Here is a 22932-nt window from a genome sequence, read left to right as displayed (position 1 = left end):
GGACGTCACCATGAGCCGAATCGGGTGAAGTCCGGGCACACTCGTCGAAGCTGGTTAGATCGAGCAGGCGACGCCGACGAAGAGAGCACGAAGGCAGCCCCGCACAACAGATGGAGACACAATGAGCATGGCCACGAGGACGGACACGCAGTCGCCTGCGCCGCACGTCGCCGACAGCCACGACATGATCCGCGTGCACGGCGCGCGCGTGAACAACCTCAAGGACGTCAGCGTCGAGATCCCGAAGCGCCGGCTGACGGTGTTCACCGGTGTCTCCGGCTCGGGCAAGAGTTCCCTGGTGTTCGGCACGATCGCCGCGGAGTCGCAGCGGCTGATCAACGAGACCTACAGCACCTTCGTGCAGGGCTTCATGCCGACGCTGGCGCGGCCCGAGGTCGACGTGCTCGACGGGCTGACGACCGCGATCCTCGTCGACCAGCAGCGGATGGGCTCCGACCCCCGCTCCACGGTCGGCACCGCCACCGACGCCAACGCGATGCTCCGCATCCTGTTCAGCCGGCTCGGGCAGCCGCACATCGGCTCGCCCAACGCGTTCTCCTTCAACGTGCCCTCGGTGCGCGCGAGCGGCGCGATCACCGTCGAACGCGGTGGCGCCACCAAGGCCGTCAAGCAGACCTTCACCCGCACCGGCGGCATGTGCACCCGCTGCGAGGGCCGGGGCGCGGTCTCCGACATCGACCTCACCCAGCTCTACGACGACTCCATGTCGATCGCCGAGGGCGCGTTCACCATCCCCGGCTGGAAGTCCGACAGCTGGTGGACGGTGCGGACCTACGCCGAGTCCGGCTTCCTCGACCCGAACAAGCCGATCCGCGAGTTCACCGAGCAGGAGATGAAGGACTTCCTCTACCGGGAGCCGACCAAGGTGAAGGTCGAGGGCGTCAACCTCACCTACGAGGGGCTGATCCCGAAGATCCAGAAGTCGTTCCTCTCCAAGGACCGGGAGGCGATGCAGCCGCACATCCGGGCGTTCGTGGACCGGGCGGTCACCTTCACCGCCTGCCCCGAGTGCGGCGGCACCCGGCTCAGCGAGGGGGCCCGGTCGTCGCGGATCGACGGGATCAACATCGCCGAGGCGTGCGCGATGCAGATCAGCGACCTGGCCGTCTGGGTCCGCGGCCTCGACGAGCCGTCGGTGGCGCCGCTGCTGACGACGCTGGCGCGCACGCTGGAGTCGTTCGTGGAGATCGGGCTGGGCTACCTGTCGCTCGAGCGGCCGTCGGGCACGCTGTCGGGCGGCGAGGCGCAGCGCGTCAAGATGATCCGCCACCTCGGCTCCTCGCTCACCGACACCACCTACGTCTTCGACGAGCCCACCATCGGCCTGCACCCCCATGACATCCAGCGGATGAACGACCTGCTGCTGCGGCTGCGCGACAAGGGCAACACGGTGCTCGTCGTGGAGCACAAGCCGGAGACGATCGCGATCGCCGACCACGTCGTCGACCTGGGCCCCGGCGCCGGCAGCTCGGGCGGCACCGTCTGCTACGAGGGCACCCTCGACGGGCTGCGGGCCAGCGGCACCATCACCGGCCGCCACCTCGACGACCGGGCCGCCCTCAAGAAGACGGTGCGCGCCCCCTCCGGCGCGCTGGAGATCCGCGGCGCCACCACCCACAACCTGCAGAACGTCGACGTCGACATCCCGCTCGGGGTGCTCGTCGTCATCACCGGCGTCGCCGGCTCCGGCAAGAGTTCGCTCGTGCACGGGTCGATGCCGGCCCGTGCCGGTGTGGTGTCGATCGACCAGGCCGCGATCCGCGGGTCGCGGCGCAGCAACCCGGCCACCTACACCGGGCTGCTCGAGCCGATCCGCAAGGCGTTCGCGAAGGCCAACGGCGTGAAGCCGGCGCTGTTCAGCGCCAACTCCGAGGGCGCCTGCCCCAACTGCAACGGCAACGGCGTCATCTACACCGACCTGGCGATCATGACGACCGTCGCCACCCCCTGCGAGGAGTGCGAGGGCAAGCGGTTCGACGCGTCGGTGCTGGACTACCACCTCGGCGGCCGTGACATCAGCGAGGTGCTCGCGATGTCGGTGAACGAGGCCGTGGAGTTCTTCGCCGCCGGTGAGGCGCGCATCCCGGCCGCGCACGCCATCCTCGTCCGGCTCGCCGACGTCGGGCTCGGCTACCTCAGCCTCGGCCAGCCGCTCACCACGCTGTCCGGCGGCGAGCGGCAGCGGCTCAAGCTGGCCACCCACATGGCCGAGAAGGGCGGCGTCTACGTCCTCGACGAGCCGACCACCGGCCTGCACCTCGCCGACGTGGAGCAGTTGCTCGGCCTGCTCGACCGGCTCGTCGAGTCCGGCAAGTCGGTCATCGTCATCGAGCATCACCAGGCGGTCATGGCGCACGCCGACTGGATCATCGACCTCGGCCCCGGCGCCGGTCACGACGGCGGCAAGATCGTCTTCGAGGGCACCCCCGCCGATCTCGTCGCCGCCCGCTCCACCATCACGGGCGAGCACCTCGCGGCCTACGTCGGCGCCTGACCGAGGCTCACCGCTGCCGGGGGCCGCGCCCCCGGCAGCGGTTGTCCGCCCTCGCCGCATCGCACTACCGTGCCGATGTGGATCTCTTCTCACGCTCTTGGACGGCGTTGCGCACGGCGGTCGCCGAACTCCGGGACGAGGACTTCGCACGGCCGTCCGGCTGCGCCGGCTGGCTCGTGCGGGACCTGGTGTGCCATCTGGTCATCGACGCCCAGGACGTCCTGATCACCCTGGCGACCCCCGCCGCGACGGAGCCGACCCGCGACGCGGTGACCTACTGGGAGGTCGCCGAGACGCCGCCGACCGGCGACGACCCGCTCGACGCGCTGACCGTCCGGCTGGCCGCCGCGTACGGGGAGCCCTGGCTGCTCCGGTTCCACCTGGACGACGTCGGCTCCGCCGCTGGCCGCGCCGCCGGGCTCGCCGATCCGGGCCTGCGGGTCGGCACCCGCGACGAGGTCCTCACCGTGGGCGACTACCTCTCCGCGTACGTCCTGGAGTGGACGCTGCACCACCTCGACCTGATCGCCTGCCTCCCGGACGCGGCGGAACCGCCCGCGGAGGGGCTCGCCCGGTCCCGCGAGATGCTGGAGAAGATCGCCGGGACCGCGTTCCCCACGTCGTTCTCCGACAAGGACGCGCTGCTGGTCGGCACCGGACGGCGCGTCCCGACCGACGCGGAGAGGGCCGCGCTGGGCGAGCTGGCCGCGAGAGTCCCGCTCGTCCTCGGCTGAGCGAGGCGTCACGGCAGGACGCGGTTCCCGCCCTGCCGGACCGGCACCCGCACGGCCTTGACCAGCAGCCACACGATGAACGAGATCTCCGCGACCGCCGCGGGCGTCATCGCGAACGGTGAGATGGCCGCGCCGAAGCCGGGGGCGAGCAGACGCGCGAACACGTCCACGAGGTGACCGAAGCAGCCGATCACCAGCAGGATGCCCAGCGCCTTGGGGAAGTAGCCCGACTTGCCGACCAGGTAGCCCAGCGGCAGCAGCCACAGCCCGAAGTACGTCTGGGCGATGAGGTATCCGTCGTGTTGCAGACCGGCGAACAGCAGGGTGAGCTGGTCGGCGCCGGCGGGGCCGAAGGCGGCGGTGTGGCCCGGCCCGGTGGCGATCGTCACCGCCGCCTGCTGGTTGAGCAGGCTCAGGCTCTGCATCGCGACGCCGACCGCGACGAAGGTGACCATCGCCGCGGCGACCGGCCGGTTGACGTGCTTGAGCAGCAGGTACAGGGCCATGCCCGTCGACAGGAAGGCGGTGGCGCCGACCAGTTCGCTGACCAGGCCGACGCGGAACAGGGTGGCCGAGGCGGCGATGTCTCCTGGCTCGACGATGCGCGTGTTCACCAGCCCGGCGAAGATGGTGAGCACGGCGACCGTCAGGTAGAGGCAGCCCGCGATCCTCGCGAGCGTCTTCGGGGCGGGCGGGGCGCTCACGCGGGATCGCCGGCGTGGGCGAGGGCCGACGGGGTCAGCCGGCCGACGATGGCCGGGGCCTCATGGACGAGGGCGTCGTCGGCCACCGCCTCGACCATGAAGCGGGCGTAGTCCACGCGACGGGTCAGGTTGCTCGCGAGGACGGGGTCGCCCACGTGCCGGCTCCACACCGGCAGGCCCTGGCTGTCGCCCTCCTCCAGGTCGCTGCCGCGCACGACCGTCCAGCGGGTGTCGCTGGCGAAGATCCTCCGGCACGCCTCCACCTGGTCGTTCACGTCCACGACGCGGGCCAGCTTCGCCAGCCGGCCGAACACGGCCGCGTACGCCTTGAACGTCCGGCTGTAGACGTCCTTCCCGTCGCGGGTGATGTGCCAGCCGCAGGAGAACACCAGGCGGGAGCCCGGACGGGCATGGTCGAGCACGGCCTGGGCCGTGCCGGAGGCGTAGTGGTTCACCCCCCACGGCACCAGCACCGTGAGCACGGCGTCGCAGTCGTGCACCGCCCGCGCGATGACCGCGCGGTCGTCGGTCGCCCCGGGGACCACCGTGATCCGCCCCTCGAACTGGGCGAGCTTGTGCACGCTCTGCTCCCGGCAGACGCCCACGACCTCGTATCCGCGGTCGAGCGCGTGCCGCACCATGTACTGCCCGAGCTTCCCGGACGCGCCGACGACGCACATCCGCTTCCCCGTCTCTTCCACGACCCTCTCCTCTGTTCGCCGACCCTCTCCACCTAACGGTGTTAGGTGGAGACTAACGCTGTTAGGTTCCCCTAACGGTGTAAGGTTGTCAAGCCTCGTCCCAGCGACCCAGGTGGAGGACCTCGTGGCCATGGAGCCGACCGGCACCGCGCCCCGCCGCGCCGCGCTCAGCCGGGAGACGGCGCTCCGCACGGCGGTCGAGCTGGCGGACGAGGCCGGCACCGGCGTGCCGAGCATGCGCCGGCTCGCCGAGCGGCTCGGCGTCGAGGCTGCGTCGCTCTACCACCACTTCCGCGGCAAGGACGTGATCCTCGACGGCATGCTCGACCTCGTCTTCGGCGAGATCGAGCTCCCGTCCGGCGACGTCGGCTGGCGGACCGCGATGCGACGGCGGGCCGTCTCGATGCGCGCCGCACTGGCCCGCCATCCCTGGGCGATCAGCCTGATGGACTCACGGACGAACCCCGGCCACGCGACTCTGCGCCACCACGACGCGGCCATCGGCTGCCTGCGGTCGGGCGGCTTCTCGATCGCCGGCGCGGCCCACGCGTTCTCGGTGCTGGACAGCTACATCTACGGGTTCACGCTCCAGGAGCTCAGCCTGCCCTTCACCTCCTCCGACGGCTTCGAGGACGTGGCGGGCTCGATCCTGACCGGGCTGCCCCGCGAGGAGTTCCCGCACCTCACCGAGATGATCGTCGATCGCGCCCTGAAATCCGCGTACGCCTACACCGAGGAGTTCGGCATCGGACTCGACCTGATCCTCGACGGGCTGCAGCGGCAGCGCGACGGCTGGCGGTGACCCGCACACACCACGTAAAGGACACTTCACGCATGAACAGGACGTACGCAACGGAAAGCTGGCTCACCCCGAGCGCCCGCCGGCAGCCCTCCCCCATCCACGGCGCCGGCCTGTTCGCCCGTGAGCAGATCCGCCAAGGCGAGCCCGTGATGCGCCTCGGCGGACGCGTCATCACCGACGAGGCCCTGGCCGATCTCACCCCGCCCTACAGCAGCCTCACCGTCGCGGAGGGCACCCACCTGCTCCTCGATCTCGCTCACCCGGTGAGCTCCGGCAACCACTCCTGCGACCCCAACCTCTGGCACCTCGACGCGACCACGGTGGTCGCCCGCCGCGACATCGGCCCCGGCGAGGAGCTGACCATCGACTACGCCACGCACACCGGCGTCGAATCCTGGTCGATGACCTGCCGTTGCGCCGCCGCCGCCTGCCGCAGCGTCGTGACCGGCGGCGACTGGCGCCTGCCCCGCCTCCAGGCCGCCTACGGCGCCCACTGGAGCCCCTCGCTGCGCGAACGCATCGAAGCCGTGGACCTCCCGTAAAGCATGTGCGGAGACGACAGGATCGCCGCAGGTGGTGACGCCCAGGTCGCCACGAACACCGAAGGAGAAGCGGACATGACGCAGCACGGCAACGTCGAGGGCCGCAGGGTCGTCGCCAACATCGCGCTCTCGCTCGACGGCCGGGTCCGCGGCCAGGGCGGCGAGGTGGACATGAGCTGGATCGTCCCCCACGCGCTCAGCGAGGGCGCCCGCGAGCACATGGTACGGGTGACGAGCACCGCCACCACGGCCCTGCTCGGCCGCAAGAACTACGAGGGGTTCGGCTCCTTCTGGCCGGCGGTCGCCGAAGACGACAACGCCGATCCCCGCGACCGGGCCTTCGCCCGGTGGCTCGACGCGACCGAGAAGATCGTCTTCTCCTCGACCCTGACCGAGGCGCCGTGGCTGAACTCCCGCATCGCCGACGCCGAACCCGCCGAGCTGGTCAAGAGGCTGCGCCCGCAGCCCGGCGGCGACATCATCGTGCTGGCCAGCAGCAGCGTCATCCAGGCCCTGCTGGCCGCGGGTGAGCTGGACCGGCTCAGCATCACGCTCTGCCCCGAGCTGGTCGGCGGCGGCGCCCGGCTCTTTCACGACGCCCTGCCCGCCACGTCCTGGTCGCTCACCGACGTGTCGGCCACCGAGTCCGGCGCGATCTGCCTGCTCTACGACCGGATCAGCGCAGCAGGCTGACGCCCCGCCCAGGAGAGGCGGCGCGTCAGGTGCACCCGTGGGCGACACCTCCGCCATCCCCGCCAAGGGCCGGCCCCACCCGCCCCCGGCCACGAACCCCTTCCCAGCCCAGAAAGAGACCAAGGGCCGGAAGCTGGCGGAGATGGGCTGACCGGCCGGAGGCTTGCACCGATCACGGAGCATCCTGTTCCCGATACCGGAAACGATCTTTACTTCATCGTCGCCCTGTGCGACGATCGCCTCGCTTTGATACTTGAGTTCGAAAGATAGCGATGAACACGCGCCGATTATTGTCCGGCTCGTCCACCCGAACCCGCCGCCGCGCCGCCCTGATCGCGGCCCTGGCGCTCCCGCTCTCGCTGCTGAACGCACCCGCGACCGCCCAGGGCCCCACGCCCTCCCCCGCTTCCGCCGACCCCGTCTGGTCGATCTTCGCGGCCTCGGCCGCCTGATCAACCGGTTCTCGCAACAGGAAACCGACCAACATGATCCTTAACCTCGCGGCATTGCATGATCAACATGCCTCTGGCATGGTGAGATCGCGGCCGACTCTGCTCGGCCGCCTCGCCCCGACCTGTGGTTCGGAAAGGACATCTACGTGGTTCAAGCAGGGAGGATCTACACGCTGAAGAACCAGAACACCGACACGTGCCTGGATCTCAACACCGCTAACGGACGGGTCAGAGCGTGGGGTGGCAACGGCGGCGATAATCAGAAGTGGCGGCTTGATCGGGAGGGCCCCGGCCACCGGTGGCACCTTCAAAACGTCGCGGCTGGCCTCTACCTTGCTCCCGAGCACGACGGCGTGGGAGCCGCACTTCGCGGTGCGTCGGACCCCTACTTGTGGCATATCTCCGACGACGAAGGAGGGCACCGTTTGCAAATCGCCCGCGACGTCGATTTGCACATCGACGTAGAAAATGCTTCTTGTGACGACGACACAAAAGTTCTGTTGTGGGAACGCAAGGGCGACAACCAAGTCTGGATCTTGGAAGATGCCTAAAGGGGGGCGTTTGGTCCTGTCTCATCGCGTCGGGTCCTGGTTGGTGCGGCGGGGATGGGTGCGTGAGCTACGGGGCGGGTCTCCAACGCATGACGGCGGGTGCCCGTGGAGGGGTCCAAAGGCTTTCCACCTGAGGAACAGGTCTGGGAGCCTGTCGCTGCTGCACAAGCAACAGATCCGCTTCACCGCCGACCGCGCGATGGTTATCTAGGGTTAATAGTCTCTTCCCACTGGTCAGAGCGTGATGATCTCTTCTTTCACGTGGGGCACGTTGGCTGATCTCCACAGCAAGTTGCCGACAGCGCGATCGGCCTCCTGCCGGACGCGGCGCTGCTCCCGCTCGGCGGCCTCCTGCGCCTCACGGGCGGCGCTCGGCCAGCTCGGCGCGGATGTCGGCCTCGCTCTTGTCGCGGCGGGCGTCGGCGGCCTCGGCCGCGACGCGCTCGCGGTGGTAGCGGGTGCGGTGATCGGGGCTGCAGTCCAGCGCGTCGGCGCGCTTGCCCGGTGGCAGGGCGCCGCCGCAGTAGCGGCAGGCCCGGCGGCCGGCAGGCTCGTCGAAGTGGACCCGGATGCCTATCATCTGTCGATGACCGTTGTTCCTGCGGAATAGAGGTTCGCCGAACAATGCGCGAGGGCATGCCGGAAGACGTTTCGCAGCTGGTGGACCAGAGGATGGCGCTCGCGCGGGAGTGGGACGCTCTCGTCGAGCGGGTGCGCGAGCTGGATGGCTTCGTGGACTTCCTCAGGCCGCCCAGCATGGAGAGAATGCTTCCCGCCGCGGGCGGCGGACCGGTCGTGATCGTCAATGTCAGCGAGTGGCGGTGTGACGCGCTCCTCGTCCGGCCGGAGGGCGTCACGGTGCGGCCGTTGACCGGTCTGACCGTGCAGGATGCGGCGGATCAGGCCAACCGCTATCTGGGGGCGCTGGCCGAGGCCGAGACGACGGCCGACACGTACGAGATGGCCAGGCGCCGGGTCAGGGCCACCGGCACGATGGCCGACAGGCAGACCGCCTACCGGGCGCAACGCGCACTCGACGAGGCGCGAGCCACCACCGAGACGATGCTCACCGAGTTGCTGGCGTGGCTCTGGGACACGATCGCCGAGCCCGTGCTGTCCGAGCTGGGCTTCCACGGCCCTCCCGATGGGCCGTGGCCCCGGCTGTGGTGGTGCCCGACCGGGCCGCTGACCCTGCTGCCGCTGCACGCCGCAGGCCGCCACGAGCAGAGGGCGACGGTCATGGACAGGGTCGTGTCCTCGTACACGCCGACTCTGCGCGCCCTGCTGAAGGCTCGCGAGCCACTCGGTCCCGCCGCCGGAGACGACCGCTTCTTGATCGTCGCGCTGGCCGACACACCTGGCGAGCGCCACCTGGCGGGTGTCGCGGATGAGGTCGACCTGCTGACGAGGCTGTTCCCCGCCACCCTGCTGCAGGGAGAGGAGGCCACCAGGGCGAGGGTCAGGCGCGAGCTGCCCGGCCACCGCTGGGTGCACTTCAGCTGTCACGGCGACCAGAACCTCGCCGATCCCTCCCAGGGCGGGCTCGTGCTCCACGACGACATGCTGACCATCACGGACATCAGCACCGGGCAGTACCACGCCGAGTTCGCCGGCCTGTCGGCCTGCAAGACCGCGACGGGCGGGGTCGATCTCCTGGACGAGGCGATCACGCTCGCCGCCGCGCTGCACTACACCGGCTTCCGCCACGTCATCGGCACACTGTGGTCCGTCTACGACACCACCGGAACCAGCGACCTGTTCCAGACGGTCTATCAAGACCTGGCGGCGGACGGCAGGATGCGGGCAGAGCGCAGTGCGTACGCCCTGCACAGGGCGACCCGTGCCCTGCGCGACCGCTACCTCGGCACACCGAGCGTCTGGACACCCTTCACCCACACCGGGCCATAGGAGGACCGTTGACCGAGACCCCGTACGAAGAGGTCACCCGGCCGGCCTTCGCCGAGGAGGTCGCCAGGACCTTCCAGGTGGAGCAGCCCGACCCGCACACGATCCTCCTGCGCGGAGCCTGCCCGCGCTGCCGTCACGTGATGGACTACAGGATCACCGAACAGGTCGTACGCCGGCGCGTTCACCTCGACCGCTCCGGCGGTGAGCCGGAGACCACAGAAGAGACGATGTTGTGCACGTGCGGCGCCGATCACCCCGACCGGCCGGACGGCAACGTGGGCTGCGGGGCGTACTGGAACCTGAAGATCTCCGAGTCATGATCCGCCTGTCGCCGGGCGGCAAGCCCACCGTCTCCGGCCATCGGACCGCACAGGCCGTCCAGCGCCTGCTCCGCGACGAGTTGCCGCGGGTCCGGGCCGCCGCGACCGCCTGGCGTAACGGCCTGGCGGGACTGCTCGCCGGTCTGCTCGGCTTCAGCCTGATCAAGGGCAGGTCCGACGTGAGCAGGCTGGCCCCGCCATGGGACGTCGTGGTCGGCGGCCTGCTGCTGGCGGCGCTCCTGGCCGGCGCGGTCGGCGCGTTCATGCTGCTCTGGGCGGCGCACGGCCGGCCCGCCGCCGTCGAGCGGCGGAAGCTGAAGGCCGGGGACGATCACGACGAGGCCATGCGGGCGCGGCGTGCCCTCGACCGGGGCATCGTGCTGACTCTCCTGTGCACGGCGCTGCTCGTCGCCGCGGTGGGAGTGACCTGGTACGGCCCCGCGAAGGACGCGCCGAGGCTCCAGGTGACGACACCCGACGGGGATGTGTGCGGCTCGATCGTACGCATGGCGCGAGGCACGCTGACGCTGAAGACCGCCGGCGGAGAGACGGGCGTCGAACTGGCCACGGCGACCGGAATCCGCGCGGTAGAGACGTGCCCGACCGGCTGATCCTGGCCGCCTCACCCTCCTGCGGGAGCGGGGGCGTCCAGCTCGGCGCGGATCGCCTCCAGCCTGGCGGCGATCTCAGGTGCGGCCTCGCTGAGCGCGGCCAGGTCCGTCCAGGTGTCCAGGCGCTGTGCCCACAACACGCCTCTCGCCTGTTCCAGCAGCTCTCCCGCCTGCTCCACCCGGCCGGCGAGAAGCGCGGCCGCGGCCGCGTCATTGCCGAGGCCCGCGAACTGCCTCAGGTGATGCTCGCCGTCCATCCGCTGCAGGCCGCGCCATACGGCGCGGGGCAGCAGCTCCACCGCTGTGGCGAATCCTTCCGCCGCCGTCGCCCAGGCTCCCGCGAGCGCCACCGCGATGCCCCACCCCTGCGCCGCCTGCACTCGCGCGGACGGCGGTGCCGCCGCCATCCCGGCGGCCTCGCGGCACATCTCCGCCGCCTCCCCCAGGTCGCCGGGCCCCTGCCGATCGAGCAGAAGAGTGGCGACCTGGTACAGGTAGGTGGCCCGGTCGGGGACACCTTGAGCGGTCAGGGACAGCGCCTCTCGCCCCGCCGCTACGGCCTCGTCCAGATCGGCGGCCAGCCCGGTCCTGTCGTACCGTAACTGCAGTGCCTGGCACAGGATGACGAGGTACGCGCCGCGGTAGGTGTCGTCACCGGAGGCGGCCTCCCTGGCCAGCCGCAACGCCTCGTCGAGGTCGTCCGGCGCCCCCGTGGCCGCGTGCCGCGCCCGCAGGATGTTGCTCAGGTTGGACAGATACCAGGACCTGGCGGGGTCACTGACGGAGACCGCTGCCACCGCGCGGGCACCGTGCTCCGCGGCCTCGTCCAGGTCCGCCACCTGCCCGGTGTTGTGGAACCGGATCACCAGCGCCTGGGTGAGCGTGGACAGGTAACCGGCCCTGGTGAGGTCGTTCAGCAGCGGCGAAACCGCCGCCCGCCTGCCTGCCTCGACGGCCCCGTTCAGATCTTCCAGCGACCCGGCCAGGATGAAACGGGCGAGCAGCAGCGTACCGAGGAGGCTCACCCGCCTGGCCAGCTCGGGATCGTCGGCGGGCGTGAGCGCGACCGCCGACCGTACGGCGGTCAGCGCCTCGTCGAGGTCGCTCAGCATCCCTGAGGCGCGGAACCGGAAGTGCAGGGCTCCGGCCAGATTGGACAACCGTCTTGCCCGATCGGGATGGTCGTGGGCGGTGACGAGCACGGACCGTCGTCCTGTCTCCACTGCCTCGTCCAGGTCCACCGCCGCACCGGTGTGCCAGAACAGGAACTGCGCCAGCCCGCAGAGACCGGTCAGATAAAGGCCGAGGTCGGGGTGGTCCGCCCCGGTGACGGCCACCGCCCGCCTCGCGTGATCCAGCGCCTCGTCCAGGTCCGCCCTGTCGCCGTCATGGGCGAACCGCAACTGCAGGCTGCCGGCGAGGTTCGACAGGTACATGCCGAGCGCGGGATGCCCCGGCTGGATCAGGTCCAGCGCCCGGCGCCCGGCGTTCACCGCCTCCTCCAGATAGGGAGTCTTCAGCGTCAGGAGGTAGCGCTGCTGCGACACTCCGCCCAGGTCCGACAGGCGCTGGGCGAGTTCCGGATCGCCGGGCTCGGTGACCTCCACCGCCCGTCGTCCGATCTCGGCGGCCTCCTCCAGATCGGCGGGATCATGAAATCTTCCGTACCTGGCCAGAAGGGCGCCGCTCAGATTGCTCAGGCAGCCCCCGAGCACGGGGTCGTCGGGCTCGACGATGCTCCCCGCCCGCCGCCCGGCGTCCACCGCCGCGTCGAGATCCTCCGGATCGCCCAGCCGGGCGTAGCGCAGCCGCAACGCGTTACACAGGTTGGACACATCCAGGGGATCGGGTTTCTTGGCCACGACCAGCCGGCCCGTGTCAACGGCCTCGTCCAAATCGTCTACGTCACCCGTCCGGCTGTAGCGCAGCTGCAGGGCCGCCGCGAGGTTGCCCAGACACTTCGCCCGCTCGGGATGCCCGTCGGGAAGGACCGAACGTGCTTCCCGCAGCAGGGCCACGGCCTGGTCGATTTCCGCCGGGTCAGGCATCCCGTGCAGGATGTCCGATGCTCGCTCGACCGCCCGGACAGCGTCCTCTTCGAGAGACATGTCCTCAGAGTGCCAGGAGATTCATTCCTCGGGCCGGTGGGCGAACAGTCTCGCCTACATCAACACCCTCATGATTCAAGACACCGTTACCGAGCCCGCTGGGCCGACGTGCTGACCGACGTCGACCGGCGGGGCCTGACCCCGCTCTTCCACACCAACATGACCCCGTACGGGACCGTGCAGCTTCGCCCTGACCGAAGGCTGGACCTGACGGGGACGCCGCCCGCGCCCGAGAGCTGCTGGGACAGGCCCGTGCCCGGCAGTGGGAGCGGGTCGGATGGACTCGTTCGTGGCCTCGGGCGCGGATCTCATCGCGGGTTTGTTCGGCCGCGGCGAGAGATCGTGCGGAGAGGAAGACCTCTGCGCCGCGGTCGGCGAGGCTGATGGCCAGGGCGCGTCCGAAGTCGCGTCCGGCTGCGGTGACGACGACTTTGTGCTGGTCGAGTCTCATGGGGGGGGTTCCTGTTCGTGGTCGTCGGCGGCGTAGGTCGTCCACTCGCCGGCCAGGCCGCCGTTGTTCTCCGTCGTTCCCCTCATGGCCGGTTTGCCGATATCTCGGCTGGACCCGTGGCGGCTCACACCATGTCACAGCCGATCGGGATATTTCGTCTTAGAGCGCATGACGAACTCGGAACGGACCTCGGTGTTGATCACCGGAGGTAACCAAGGGCGCGGCCTTGAAACGGCCCGGCGGCTCGGCGTACAGGGCTGGACGATCTTTCTTGGCTCGCGCGACGAAGGGCGAGGACCGACGGCTGCCGACAAGCTGACAGACGGCGGCGCGGCATCCAGAACGCCGACCTTGAACGACCGGCACAACTGCGCCAGATCTACCCGGGAGCTCATTGATGACGACGAGCGTTGCGGCGATCTCGCGGCCTGGAGTTGCCGGTCGAGCGGGGCTGCCCGTTCACCCACCCGCGCCTACGTGGCTGGTGATCCTTGAGGTTCCATCGCCCGTGCGGGAAATCTCCGACGTCGCTGACGTCGTGTTCGAGCAGAGGACTCGATCTCGGATGAGGACAGGAAGCAATTGATGATCAGGACGGAGCAAGGAATGGGTTCGTTGGCCGGGAAGGTTGCGGTCGTGACCGGAGCGGGGTCCGGTATCGGCGCGGCGACCGCGGTGAGGCTGGCGGCTCTGGGAGCGCGGGTGTGCTGCGCTGGCCGTACGCTCGAGAATGTCGAGCGCACGGCCGGGGAGATCGTGGCTGCTGGTGGCCAGGCGTTCGGGATGCGGGTGGACGTGGCATCGCCTGAGGACAACGATGCGATGGTGCGCGAGACGGTCGCCGTTACGGTGCCGTGCACATCGCACACCTCAACGCCGCGACGGGGCACTGGGCCGGTGTGCTGGATCACTCGCTGGAAGAGTGGGACCGCATCATGGCGGTGAACCTGCGTGGTGTGCTGCTCGGTTTGCAGGCGGCGGGCCGGGCGATGCGCGACGCGAGTGGCTCGGTCGTGGTCACCTCGTCGGCTGCCGGGCTCACCGGTGCCCGGATGTCAGCGGCGTACGCGGCGTCGAAGCACGGTGTGCTCGGACTGGTCAAGTCGGCTGCCCTGGAACTGGGGCCGGTCGGTATCCGGGTCAACGCCATCTGCCCGGGATACATCGCCAGCAACGATCTCACCCGGACAATGGGCGAAGAGCTCGACGTCGCCAGCCGATTTCCGCTGGGCCGACCGGGGCGCAGCGAGGAGGTCACCAACCTGGTAGCGTTCCTGGCCGGTGAAAGCGCGTCGTTCATCACGGGCAGCGTGTTCACCATCGACGGCGGCTGGCTGGCCGGCGGCATCGAACTCGGAGGCGATGCCGAGCAACACACGACCAGCGACGACCGAATGGCTGCCATGGCCAACACACCCTCCCTGAACTCGTAGGAACCGGCCGAACACGGCACCGCATCGCCGACGCGAGGCGATATCACCCAAGAGGCATGCCCTGACCGCCGTCCGGGTCTGCCACCCAGTGTCAGGAGGACATATGCAACGTGGCGAAGTCTGGTGGGTCGAGTTCGACGAGCGGCGGCCGGTCGTCCTGCTGTCGGGAGACGATGCGTCCGGGTTCCGGGCGATGCAGGTCGTCGCTCCGGCGGGCGTCGACCTCAGCGGTCTGGGCGTCGAAGTGGCGGTAGGAGCCGGGGCAGGGCTGCCCTTTGAAGGCGTGCTGCGAATAGCGCTCCCTCGTCCAGGCAGGACTCCTTGTACGTGGCTGACCACGGTGTCCCGGGACGACCTGATCGAGCAAGCGGGCGTCCTGTCCTCCGCGAAACTCAGCGAGATCGAGGATGCCCTCCGTCTCGGTGGACCCAGGTAGGCGGAGAAGTGAACCACGTCCTGGACGACCCACTCGCGTGGTCGGCGAGGCACCGCGCATGCTCGCCCCCGACGGGCGCATCGTGCTGATCGGGCAGGACTGGGACACCTTCGTCACGCTCGCCGCGGCCACCGACGCCTTCCTCGCCACGGCGCGCACGGCCAACCCGAACACCCACCGTCGAGGACCTCGACCTGGAGCACCGGCGCGCCCCCGTCCGGTCCAAGGGCGGCGCCACCGAATGGGTGTACTGGGAGACCGGCACCGCCTACCTGCTACCCCGCCTCCTTCGGCTTCCCGATGGCAGCACGCGTACCCACGGCCCGGTGTTCCTGTCCGAACGCCGCCCCGTCCCCGCCCGCCGACCACCCGCCGCCGACATCTGCCCGCACACCGGCCACGCCCGCCTCGGCTACGACCGCGCCCGCGTCCTGCTCGACACCTACACCGGGCCCGACCTGCACCAGCTACGCCACAACGCCGCCACCCACCTCGGCGACGCCGAAGTCCCGCTGCAGCCCATCATGGGCAAGATCCGCCACAAGAACCCCCGCACCGCCATGCGCCACGTCAAACCCGGCGCCGAAGCCATCGCCAAGGCCACCGAGATCCTCGCGCCCCGCCGCCGTACTCACTGACCTGGCTTAACACGCTCGCGTGTACTTGGTGACAGCTTCCTTAGCGCGCCGCCGAGCTCGGCCACGCCTTAGCATGACCGCGACCGTGACGGCCATGCACGCCACGGTCGCGGCGCTCGCCACAGCGCTCAGCTGAAACCCTGCGGTGAACGCTTCACGGGCTGTGCTGAGCAGCATGACCCTGGGCCGATCGGGAAGAATGTGACTCGCCGTCACAGCGCCGCCCAGGCTCTCCCTCGCGGCGGACACGGCCTCTGAGGGGAGGCCCGCCACGACAGCGCGGCTCATTTCGCTCTTGTACACCGCGGTGATGGCGCTGCCAAGAAGCGCGATGCCGAGTGCACCGCCGAGTTGAGGCGCGGTCGAGGAGATCGCCGAGGCGGCACCGGCCTGCTCGGGCGGTGCGGTGCTGACGATCATGTCGGTGGCCAGCGCCATCATCGGACCGAGTCCAGCGGACACGACGATGGCCCCGGTGACCAGGAGAGCTAGCGCACTTGTCCCGGTGCTCATGCCCGCCTGGGCGACCACGACGAAGCCGACGGCAGCGAGGGCCAGTCCGGTCGCGATGACCGGTCCCGGGGCTGTCCAGCGCACGATTCTGGAAGCCAGCGTCGATCCGGCGATTACCCCGATGGCTGAAGGCGCCGTCCACAGACCGGCCTCCAGCGGCGAGAGCCCGCGCACCAACTGCAAATATTGCGCGAAGGCGTAGTTGAAACCCCACAGCACGAAGATGCCGAGCGCCAACGTGGCCACGGCGGTGCTGAACTCCCGATTCACAAACAATCGCAGGTCGATCAGCGGGTGGCGCAACGCGCGCTGCCTGCGCAGGAAGACGACGGTGAACAACAGCCCGGCTACGACGGAGAGCACGGGCAACCGGCCGGGACCGTCGGCGGCGATCTGTTTGAGACCGTAGACCGCAGGCAACACCGCAGCCAGCGACAGTGCGGCGCTGATCGGGTCCAACCGCCCTGCCCCCTCGTCGCGTCGCTCAGGCAGCAGGACCGGCCCCAGCGCCAGGAGCAGCGCCATCACCGGCACGCCGAGCAGGAACACCGAGCCCCACCAGAAGCGCTCCAGCAACCACCCGCCCACGAGAGGGCCGATCGCGGTGCCTCCGGACACGCTGGCGATGACGATCCCGACGGCGACGGTGCGTTGCCGCGGATCCCGGAACATGGCCACGGTCAGAGAGAGCACGGACGGCATCAACGTAGCGCCAGAGATCCCGAGTAGTGCGCGGATCGCGATGAGCGCGCCCGCGCTGGGAGCGTATGCCGCGAGCACGGATGCGAGGCCGTACGTGGCCGCGCCGATCAGCAGCAGCCGCCGGCGGCCGATCCGATCGCCCAGCGTACCCATGGTGATCAGCGATCCGGCGAGCAGAAAGGCATAAACATCCACGATCCACAGCAGCTCAGCGCTGTCGGCTGCCAGCGCTCTGCCGATGGCGGGCAGTGCCAGGTGAGTCACGGTCAGTTCGAGGGAGGCAAGGAGGGAGGGGAGGGACAGAACGGCAAGTCCGATCCATTCCCGACGCCCGGCGCGGCCGGTGGTGGGCGGGGCGGTATCCGCAGGAGATCTCGTCACTCGTCAAGCATGAAACCTCGACTATAGACGAGGTCAAGCTCTAGCCTGAGAGGCGTGACGAAACCCCCTTTTGACGCCAAGGAGCTCACTGTCGGGCAGCTGGCGGCCCGTGCCGGTGTCGCGGTGACCGCCTTGCACTTTTACGAAGAGAAGGGCCTGATCCGCAGCCGCAGGACTGCGGGAAACCAACGACGGTACTCCCGCGACACCCTGCGCAGGGTGGCCTTCATCCGGGTGGCGCAGCGAGTCGGCATTCCGCTGCGTATGGTAGGCGAGGCGCTGGCAGGCCTTCCGGAGGAGCGCACCCCGAACAGGGAGGACTGGGCCCGCCTATCCGCCTCCTGGCGAGCCGAACTCGACACCCGCATCGAGCAGCTCACCCGCCTGCGCGACAGGCTGTCCGACTGCGTCGGCTGTGGATGCCTTTCCATCGATCGGTGCGTGCTGCGCAACCCCGACGATCGTCTCGGAGATGAGGGTACCGGCCCGCGTCGCCTTTTGAGCCGTCGACTGGCAGATGAAAGCCGCTTTCCATCTCTCTGACCGCGCAGTCGTCAAATGCTCCGGCCGGATGCAGACAGACTGCAAGTCCTGTGGCCAGTCTGTTCTCCCATCGCAAGACCCGACCGCCGGCGTCCGCTCAGGTCGCGGCGAGGTCGAGCCGGGTTTCCATATCTAGCCGGAATCGGCCGTAGGGGGGTCTCAGTAGCGATCGAGCAGAAAGCAACGAACCTGCTCTTGACCTGCAGTGACGTGCCTTCCGCGTTGAGGCAGGAGGACGATCCGCTCTATCTATCGTGTTAAGGGCTGACCCCGAGAGTGAGCGAGATCAGAGGCCTTGACGCAGGACGGCGTACTCAGCGCGGGCCTGCTCGACGGCGTCGGGGTGGTGCATGATCGGCAACATCACCGCCGAACTGGTCCCGTACGATGCCGAGGCCCGCGAGATCGTGGCCCGCTCGCACGCCCGCTTCACCCAGATCGTCGCCGACGCCCTGCGGCGCGCGCAGGCCGGCGGCGAGGTCACCCAGGCCGCCACCCCCGAGGCCCAGGCGCAGCTACTGCTGTTCACCGTCCAGGGCCTTCCCTGGTCTCCCGCGCCGGGCTCGACACCTCTGCCGCACTCGCTGCCGTCGACGCCCTGATCGACGCCCTCCGCGCTTAATCCGCGGGCACGAGGCCCCACCGCGCCATCGGCCGGTCCGGCGAGCACACCCCCGCCTGCCGCTGGATCGACCCGGCCGACGCGCATGGCAGAGACCTCACCCAAGTCAGTTCAGACCATCCCCGACCGGCTCCGGCACACCGCCGCGAACAGCGATGGGTCTGTTCGCGCGAACTTGTGAGACTAACGCCTTCTCGGAACTACACTCCGGTGGTGACTTCCGAGAAGGCGTTCCCGCCCGGATCACAACCCCCCGGAACAACTTCCGAGAACACGCAGCCAGCCGCAGGCGAGGCACGGCCGAAGCGGCACGGCGCCCGCCCCACCCCGCTGCCCACCGACTATGAGCAGTTGCTCGCCGAGTACAGCGCCGCGCTGGAGCAGGTGCCGCTGGCCGCCGACACCCGCCGCACCTACACTTCGCGCGTGCGGATGTACCTGGCCTGGCTCGCCGAGCGGCCCGCCGCCATGCAAGATCCGCTCACCGACCGCCGTGCCCGCGACTGGGCGGTGCGCGACTACCGCCACTACCTGCTGCGCGAGGCCGACCCTAGACGCTCGGCGCGCTACGTCAACAACGCCCTGGCCGCCCTGGACGACTTCCACCTCCGGCGCGGCCTGGGCAAGGCCGACGTCGGCCGCGAGGACATCCCCAAGACCGCCCCCAAGGCGATGAACGCCCCGGCCCAGATCCGCTGGCTGCGCGCCATCGTCACCCAGCTGATCCGCGGCGGCGAGGACCTCGTCATCGTCGCCGAGATGACTGGCCACACCCGCCTGGACACGCTGCGCGTCTACAGCCAGCCCACCAAGGAGGACAAGCAGCACGCGCTGCGCCACCTCACCGTCGACCGCTGATCGGCAAGGACCGCCGCCGCGACCCGCTGTTCCCCCTACGTAAGCCGACCATGGACAACGACGAACACAATCCCGCCGAGCCGCACGAACCTCCTGCCGAATCGGTCACGCCGCTCTACACCGTCCCGCATCGTCCGAACGGCTGGCCCAACCGGCGCGGCCGCCGCCCCATGCGCACCGCCGACCGCGCCAAGACCCGCGAGGCGCTCGAAGCCGGACCCTCCGACGGCCCGCTCACCATCCCCGGCCCGTTCCTGTGCTACCTCACCATCGGCATTCAGGGCCCTGATGCCCAGGACCGCATCAACCAGCTCGGGGTGACCGTCAAGAACTCTGCGATGAGCCGCTAAACCGTCCTGAGCTGGTCCGGGCCTGCGGAGCGCCGGGACCAGCACCCGCAGCAACTTTGCGAGCCGGGCGCCCTCGTGAGCCGGACGGTGTGGTATGTGGCGGCAATCGCACCGCCGCGCGAACGGCGGCGATCCCGGCTGGACGCCGCAGCGGAGGCAGGGTGGCGCTCGATGTCTCCGAGTCGCTCAGCGAGGGGTCCTGAGTCCGTCACAGTGCCGCATCTCGCACAATGCAAGTCAGCAGCAGGGCAGGCCCGCTCTTGCGTGAGAACGACCTCTCAGCGCCCAGGTCCTGATGCTTCCCTGACGTCGCCCGCGGCCGGATCCGAGACGCGGAAGGTGCGCCGGTACGCCGATGGGGCGACCCCCGTCTCCGCTGCCAGGTGCCGCCGCAGCGAGGTGGCGGTGGCGAAGCCGACCTCGTGGGCGACCCGTTCCACCGGCAGGTCGCTGGACTCCAACAGGTGCCGCGCCCGCCTCAGCCGCTGCTGGGTCAGCCAGCGGCCGGGGCTCAGACCGGTCTCTTGCCGGAAGCGTCGGGCGAAGGTGCGGGTGCTCATCGCCGCGTGCGCGGCCAACTCCTCCAGCGACAGCGGCAGTTCCAGCCGCTGCAGCGCCCAGTCGCGGGTCGGTCCTGTGCCGGTTTCGCTCGCCGGCGGCAGCGGCCGCTCGATGTACTGCGCCTGCCCGCCGTCCCGGTACGACGGCACGACACAGCGGCGGGCGACCTGGTTGGCGACCTCGCTGCCGTGGTCCTGGCGCACCAGGTGCAGGCAGATGTCGACACCGCTCGCCGCCCCCGCGGAGGTCAGTACGTCACCGTGGTCGACGAAGAGCACGCCGGCATCCAGCTCGACCCGGGGGAACAGTTCCTGGAAGATGTCGGTGAGCTCCCAGTGGGTGGTGGCTCGGCGTCCGTCCAGGAGACCGGCGGCGGCCAGCAGGAAAGCGCCGGTGCAGATGGACACCAGGCGGGTGCCGGGGCGGACCTGGGACAGGGCGGCCAGGGCCTGCGGGTCCGGGGCGGCGGCCGAGGCCGGCGAGATCCCGTACGGAGGGATGATCACGGTGTCCGCCTCGGCCAGCACCTCGGGACCGTGCCCGGGGGTGACGGTCAGGTCCGCGTCGGTACGTACGGGTTGCCCGTCCACGCTCGCGGACAGCACCTCGTAGCGGCCATCGGCGGATCCCAGGACCCGGTGCGGGATGCCGAGTTCGAAGGGGTAGACGCCGTCGAGGGCAAGGACGACGACCTTGTGCGCGCCGTGCCGCGGGGCCGGGTCCAGTTCGGCCGCGCGATCAGCGAGGTCACGGGCCCGGGCGGACGCGGGGAGGGCGCGGGGAACGCGGTGGGCGGCAGGGTCGATGGGCATGGCAAGAATGTATCGGAGGCTGACCTTCTTGCCATCGCCCCGGGCTAGACCGTAGGGCCAGGATCGGGGCATGACTCCGACGGACACCCCTGACAATCTCAGCTCCCCGGGCCCCGCTGCCCCGCACAGCTCCCCTGTGATGCTCGCCCTGCACCAGACGGCCCTCGGCGGCCCTGAGGTTCTGCGGTTGACCGAGCTTCCGCGGCCCGCGCCCGGCCCCGGGGAGATCCTCGTCGCCGTGCACGCGGCCGGGCTCAACCCCACGGACTTCAAGCACCGCGCCCTGAGTATTTTCCTGCCGCCCCCGCCGCTGATCCTCGGTTGGGACGTCTCCGGCACCGTGGCGGAGACCGGCCTGGGCGTCACCCTCTTCCAGCCCGGTGACGAGGTGTTCGGCATGCTGCCCTACTCCTATGGGGCCGGCTCCCACGCCGAGTACGTGACCGGTCCCACCCGCGCCTTCGTCCCCAAGCCCACCGGGATCGACCACATCCAGGCGGCCGCTCTGCCGCTGGCCGCGCTCACCGCCTGGCAGGCCCTCGTCGAGACCGCGGGCCTGCGGGCCGGGCAGCGGGTGCTGATCCACGCTGCGGCCGGCGGCGTCGGTCACCTCGCCGTACAGATCGCCAAGGAACGCCGGGCTCATGTCACCGGGACGGCGAGCGCCGCCAAGCATGCTTTCCTGCGCGAGCTCGGCGCGGATGCCTGCATCGACCACCGCTCCGAGGACTTCACCGACACCGAGGAGCGCTACGACGTCGTCCTCGACGCCCTCGGCGGGGAGACCGCCACCCGTTCCGTGGGCGTGCTCCGCCCTGGCGGCGTCCTCATCTCCCTGGTGCCGGGCGCCGAGGACACCCGAGCCGCGGCCGAGAAGGCACAGGTCCGCGCCGTCACCCTGATCGTTGAGCACGACCAGGCCGGGATGCGTGCCATCGCCGACCTCGTCGACCGGGGCAGGCTCCGCGCCCACGTCTCCGCCACCTTCCCCCTCGCCGAAGGCGCCCGGGCCCACGTTCTGGGGGAGACGGGCCGCACCACGGGCAAGCTGGTCATCACCGTGCGCTGAGGCGGATGGCTCCGGCGCTGGCGGTGGACGTGTCCCGTGCCGAGCGTGTTCCGACGGTCCGCGCCCACGCCTCAAGAGAGGAGAAGGCTCCCGACGCCCCAAGACGGCAGGAAGCTCGAACCGGACTCTCCTCCCGCGGCCGGACAAGTCGGTGAGGATCTGGTTGGCCTCAGCCATGTTGCGGGCGAACCGGTCGAACTTGGTCACGGTGAAGACGCTGCCGTCCCACACGGCGGCGAGGGCCTGGTCGAGGCCGGCGCGGTTGCGGCGGGTGGTGCCCGAGAACCCGCGGTCGATGTAGATTCGGTCCTCGGGCACGCCGAGGGCCAGCAGTTGCTCGGTCTGGACGATGACGTCTTGTTCATCGGTGGAGCAGCGGGCGTAGCCGACCCGGGTTCCGTTCACGCCCTCAAATGTTCCGGATAACCCCCCATCACCGGAACAGAACGCGGAACACCTATACGGAGCACCTCGACCTGGGGCGCTCTCCCGGGCGGCTGGTGTTCCGGTAGGGGATCCCCTTTCGGAACATCACCACGATCATGCGGCCGTCGGCCTGGAGATGCCCGAGCGGTGCCTTTGCGCCAGCGAACACAAGGCCGTGGTTGCCGATCCCGTCGCTGATCTCGCACGAGGCGTTCGACTCGGGGTGGTGCTGGGGGCGGCGCCGCCCGCCCGGCTGCTGGATCAGGCAGGCGGGCCGCCGACGCGGCCCGCCTGTCGTCCGGCGGATGCAGGCTCAGACGCAGCCGCCCGGCTTCAGGGACTTGGACCAGGCCGGAAGTTCGTCGGTGATCTGCGGACGGGTGATGGACCAGACTTCACGCCCTAGTGCCGCGTCAGGCCACGTTTGCCCTCTTCACGATGCGGCGTAGGCGAGGGTTATCGGTGTTGCGGTTTCGCCAGGCGATGTAGCGGCGGA

General features: G+C 69.9%; 24 protein-coding genes and 2 pseudogenes. 19 read left to right on the top strand and 7 right to left on the bottom strand.

What is annotated here, in order from left to right; all coding sequences use genetic code 11:
- Positions 1-121: 121 nt before the first annotated feature.
- The gene (locus AB0I15_RS47630) at positions 122-2515 is read left to right on the top strand and encodes an excinuclease ABC subunit UvrA (protein WP_358112332.1); all 2394 of its coding nucleotides are present in this window, start codon (positions 122-124) and stop codon (positions 2513-2515) included.
- A gap of 77 nt (positions 2516-2592) precedes the next feature.
- Positions 2593-3249, top strand: a complete 657-nt coding sequence (locus tag AB0I15_RS47625) for a maleylpyruvate isomerase N-terminal domain-containing protein (RefSeq protein WP_358112329.1) — start codon at positions 2593-2595, stop codon at positions 3247-3249.
- An 8-nt stretch (positions 3250-3257) separates the two neighbouring features.
- On the opposite strand, the gene AB0I15_RS47620 is transcribed toward AB0I15_RS47625, so the two are convergent.
- Positions 3258-3953, bottom strand: coding sequence for a DUF4386 domain-containing protein (locus tag AB0I15_RS47620; RefSeq protein WP_358112326.1), 696 nt, complete (start codon positions 3951-3953; stop codon positions 3258-3260).
- Complete coding sequence (locus AB0I15_RS47615) at positions 3950-4654, bottom strand: NAD(P)H-binding protein (RefSeq protein ID WP_358112323.1); 705 nt, start codon at positions 4652-4654, stop codon at positions 3950-3952. The genes AB0I15_RS47620 and AB0I15_RS47615 overlap by 4 nt, the downstream gene beginning before the upstream one ends.
- 85 nt (positions 4655-4739) lie before the next feature.
- Here AB0I15_RS47615 and AB0I15_RS47610 point away from each other — a divergent pair, with 85 nt between their 5' ends.
- The 5 genes from AB0I15_RS47610 to AB0I15_RS47590 all read left to right on the top strand — a co-directional run bounded on the left by AB0I15_RS47610 (position 4740) and on the right by AB0I15_RS47590 (position 7694).
- Positions 4740-5456, top strand: coding sequence for a TetR/AcrR family transcriptional regulator (locus AB0I15_RS47610; RefSeq protein ID WP_358112321.1), 717 nt, complete (start codon positions 4740-4742; stop codon positions 5454-5456).
- Between the two features lie 32 nt (positions 5457-5488).
- Entirely contained in the window at positions 5489-5998 is a 510-nt protein-coding gene (locus AB0I15_RS47605; protein WP_358112318.1) for an SET domain-containing protein, read from the top strand.
- Positions 5999-6073: 75 nt separating this feature from the next.
- Positions 6074-6691 (top strand): dihydrofolate reductase family protein, encoded by a 618-nt coding sequence (locus AB0I15_RS47600; protein ID WP_358112315.1) that lies wholly within the window; start codon positions 6074-6076, stop codon positions 6689-6691.
- 272 nt (positions 6692-6963) lie between these two features.
- Complete coding sequence (locus AB0I15_RS47595; protein WP_358112312.1) at positions 6964-7143, top strand: hypothetical protein; 180 nt, start codon at positions 6964-6966, stop codon at positions 7141-7143.
- Between the two features lie 146 nt (positions 7144-7289).
- The gene (locus tag AB0I15_RS47590) at positions 7290-7694 is read left to right on the top strand and encodes an RICIN domain-containing protein (RefSeq protein ID WP_358112309.1); all 405 of its coding nucleotides are present in this window, start codon (positions 7290-7292) and stop codon (positions 7692-7694) included.
- 358 nt (positions 7695-8052) lie between these two features.
- Here AB0I15_RS47590 and AB0I15_RS47585 read toward each other — a convergent pair whose 3' ends face one another.
- On the bottom strand, positions 8053-8274 hold the full coding sequence (locus AB0I15_RS47585) for a hypothetical protein (RefSeq protein ID WP_358112306.1): 222 nt from the start codon (positions 8272-8274) through the stop codon (positions 8053-8055).
- A 56-nt stretch (positions 8275-8330) separates the two neighbouring features.
- Between AB0I15_RS47585 and AB0I15_RS47580 the strand changes: the two genes are divergently transcribed.
- Genes AB0I15_RS47580 through AB0I15_RS47570 form a run of 3 tightly spaced genes read left to right on the top strand, consistent with a single transcriptional unit; the run spans position 8331 to position 10533 of the window.
- Positions 8331-9602 (top strand): CHAT domain-containing protein, encoded by a 1272-nt coding sequence (locus AB0I15_RS47580; protein WP_358112304.1) that lies wholly within the window; start codon positions 8331-8333, stop codon positions 9600-9602.
- 8 nt (positions 9603-9610) lie between these two features.
- Positions 9611-9922, top strand: coding sequence for a hypothetical protein (locus AB0I15_RS47575; protein ID WP_358112301.1), 312 nt, complete (start codon positions 9611-9613; stop codon positions 9920-9922).
- Positions 9919-10533, top strand: coding sequence for a hypothetical protein (locus AB0I15_RS47570; RefSeq protein ID WP_358112298.1), 615 nt, complete (start codon positions 9919-9921; stop codon positions 10531-10533). Before AB0I15_RS47575 ends, AB0I15_RS47570 begins: the two co-directional genes overlap by 4 nt.
- A gap of 11 nt (positions 10534-10544) precedes the next feature.
- Here AB0I15_RS47570 and AB0I15_RS47565 read toward each other — a convergent pair whose 3' ends face one another.
- Positions 10545-12641 carry a hypothetical protein gene (locus AB0I15_RS47565; RefSeq protein WP_358112295.1) on the bottom strand — a complete coding sequence of 699 codons (2097 nt, stop codon included), beginning with the start codon at positions 12639-12641 and terminating at the stop codon, positions 10545-10547.
- A 619-nt stretch (positions 12642-13260) separates the two neighbouring features.
- On the opposite strand from AB0I15_RS47565, the gene AB0I15_RS47560 reads away from it, so the two are divergent.
- From AB0I15_RS47560 to AB0I15_RS47545, 4 genes and pseudogenes are all read left to right on the top strand, one after another.
- Positions 13261-13587, top strand: coding sequence for a hypothetical protein (locus tag AB0I15_RS47560; protein ID WP_358112292.1), 327 nt, complete (start codon positions 13261-13263; stop codon positions 13585-13587).
- 90 nt (positions 13588-13677) lie between these two features.
- Positions 13678-14525, top strand: a pseudogene (locus tag AB0I15_RS47555) (SDR family NAD(P)-dependent oxidoreductase).
- Between the two features lie 103 nt (positions 14526-14628).
- Positions 14629-14961, top strand: coding sequence for a type II toxin-antitoxin system PemK/MazF family toxin (locus tag AB0I15_RS47550; RefSeq protein ID WP_358112289.1), 333 nt, complete (start codon positions 14629-14631; stop codon positions 14959-14961).
- A 245-nt stretch (positions 14962-15206) separates the two neighbouring features.
- Positions 15207-15599: a hypothetical protein gene (locus tag AB0I15_RS47545; RefSeq protein ID WP_358112286.1), complete on the top strand. Its 393-nt coding sequence runs from the start codon at positions 15207-15209 to the stop codon at positions 15597-15599.
- A 6-nt stretch (positions 15600-15605) separates the two neighbouring features.
- Here the strand turns inward: AB0I15_RS47545 and AB0I15_RS47540 are convergent, their stop codons facing one another.
- Positions 15606-17195 (bottom strand): MFS transporter, encoded by a 1590-nt coding sequence (locus AB0I15_RS47540; RefSeq protein WP_358112283.1) that lies wholly within the window; start codon positions 17193-17195, stop codon positions 15606-15608.
- A 54-nt stretch (positions 17196-17249) separates the two neighbouring features.
- Between AB0I15_RS47540 and soxR the strand changes: the two genes are divergently transcribed.
- From soxR to AB0I15_RS47520, 4 genes are all read left to right on the top strand, one after another.
- Positions 17250-17738 carry a redox-sensitive transcriptional activator SoxR gene (soxR, locus tag AB0I15_RS47535; protein WP_358112280.1) on the top strand — a complete coding sequence of 163 codons (489 nt, stop codon included), beginning with the start codon at positions 17250-17252 and terminating at the stop codon, positions 17736-17738.
- A gap of 350 nt (positions 17739-18088) precedes the next feature.
- Positions 18089-18340 carry a hypothetical protein gene (locus AB0I15_RS47530; RefSeq protein ID WP_358112277.1) on the top strand — a complete coding sequence of 84 codons (252 nt, stop codon included), beginning with the start codon at positions 18089-18091 and terminating at the stop codon, positions 18338-18340.
- Between the two features lie 233 nt (positions 18341-18573).
- On the top strand, positions 18574-19218 hold the full coding sequence (locus tag AB0I15_RS47525) for a hypothetical protein (protein WP_358112274.1): 645 nt from the start codon (positions 18574-18576) through the stop codon (positions 19216-19218).
- A 50-nt stretch (positions 19219-19268) separates the two neighbouring features.
- On the top strand, positions 19269-19568 hold the full coding sequence (locus tag AB0I15_RS47520; protein WP_358112271.1) for a hypothetical protein: 300 nt from the start codon (positions 19269-19271) through the stop codon (positions 19566-19568).
- Between the two features lie 278 nt (positions 19569-19846).
- Here AB0I15_RS47520 and AB0I15_RS47515 read toward each other — a convergent pair whose 3' ends face one another.
- Entirely contained in the window at positions 19847-20941 is a 1095-nt protein-coding gene (locus AB0I15_RS47515; RefSeq protein WP_358112268.1) for a helix-turn-helix domain-containing protein, read from the bottom strand.
- Positions 20942-21080: 139 nt separating this feature from the next.
- On the opposite strand from AB0I15_RS47515, the gene AB0I15_RS47510 reads away from it, so the two are divergent.
- A complete protein-coding gene (locus AB0I15_RS47510) occupies positions 21081-22010 on the top strand; it encodes an NADP-dependent oxidoreductase (RefSeq protein WP_358112566.1) in 930 nt (309 codons plus the stop codon).
- 129 nt (positions 22011-22139) lie between these two features.
- Here the strand turns inward: AB0I15_RS47510 and AB0I15_RS47505 are convergent.
- A pseudogene (locus tag AB0I15_RS47505) lies at positions 22140-22415 on the bottom strand (recombinase family protein); the annotation flags it as partial.
- Positions 22416-22932: the final 517 nt, after the last annotated feature.

Source organism: Nonomuraea sp. NPDC050643, from assembly GCF_040654715.1.
In the GTDB taxonomy this organism is placed as follows: Bacteria; Actinomycetota; Actinomycetes; order Streptosporangiales; family Streptosporangiaceae; genus Nonomuraea.
The sequence above is the reverse complement of the archived record's forward strand: the minus strand, read 5'-3'. Positions and strand labels throughout refer to the sequence as shown.

Coding starts and splice junctions, on each gene's coding strand:
- AB0I15_RS47630 (WP_358112332.1), top strand. CDS start 122: ATGAGCATGGCCACGAGGACGGACACGCAGTCGCCTGCGCCGCACGTC.
- AB0I15_RS47605 (WP_358112318.1), top strand. CDS start 5,489: ATGAACAGGACGTACGCAACGGAAAGCTGGCTCACCCCGAGCGCCCGC.
- AB0I15_RS47600 (WP_358112315.1), top strand. CDS start 6,074: ATGACGCAGCACGGCAACGTCGAGGGCCGCAGGGTCGTCGCCAACATC.
- AB0I15_RS47595 (WP_358112312.1), top strand. CDS start 6,964: ATGAACACGCGCCGATTATTGTCCGGCTCGTCCACCCGAACCCGCCGC.
- AB0I15_RS47585 (WP_358112306.1), bottom strand. CDS start 8,274: ATGATAGGCATCCGGGTCCACTTCGACGAGCCTGCCGGCCGCCGGGCC.
- AB0I15_RS47580 (WP_358112304.1), top strand. CDS start 8,331: ATGCCGGAAGACGTTTCGCAGCTGGTGGACCAGAGGATGGCGCTCGCG.
- AB0I15_RS47570 (WP_358112298.1), top strand. CDS start 9,919: ATGATCCGCCTGTCGCCGGGCGGCAAGCCCACCGTCTCCGGCCATCGG.
- AB0I15_RS47565 (WP_358112295.1), bottom strand. CDS start 12,641: ATGTCTCTCGAAGAGGACGCTGTCCGGGCGGTCGAGCGAGCATCGGAC.
- AB0I15_RS47560 (WP_358112292.1), top strand. CDS start 13,261: ATGACGAACTCGGAACGGACCTCGGTGTTGATCACCGGAGGTAACCAA.
- AB0I15_RS47550 (WP_358112289.1), top strand. CDS start 14,629: ATGCAACGTGGCGAAGTCTGGTGGGTCGAGTTCGACGAGCGGCGGCCG.
- AB0I15_RS47530 (WP_358112277.1), top strand. CDS start 18,089: ATGATCGGCAACATCACCGCCGAACTGGTCCCGTACGATGCCGAGGCC.
- AB0I15_RS47520 (WP_358112271.1), top strand. CDS start 19,269: ATGGACAACGACGAACACAATCCCGCCGAGCCGCACGAACCTCCTGCC.
- AB0I15_RS47515 (WP_358112268.1), bottom strand. CDS start 20,941: ATGCCCATCGACCCTGCCGCCCACCGCGTTCCCCGCGCCCTCCCCGCG.
- AB0I15_RS47510 (WP_358112566.1), top strand. CDS start 21,081: ATGCTCGCCCTGCACCAGACGGCCCTCGGCGGCCCTGAGGTTCTGCGG.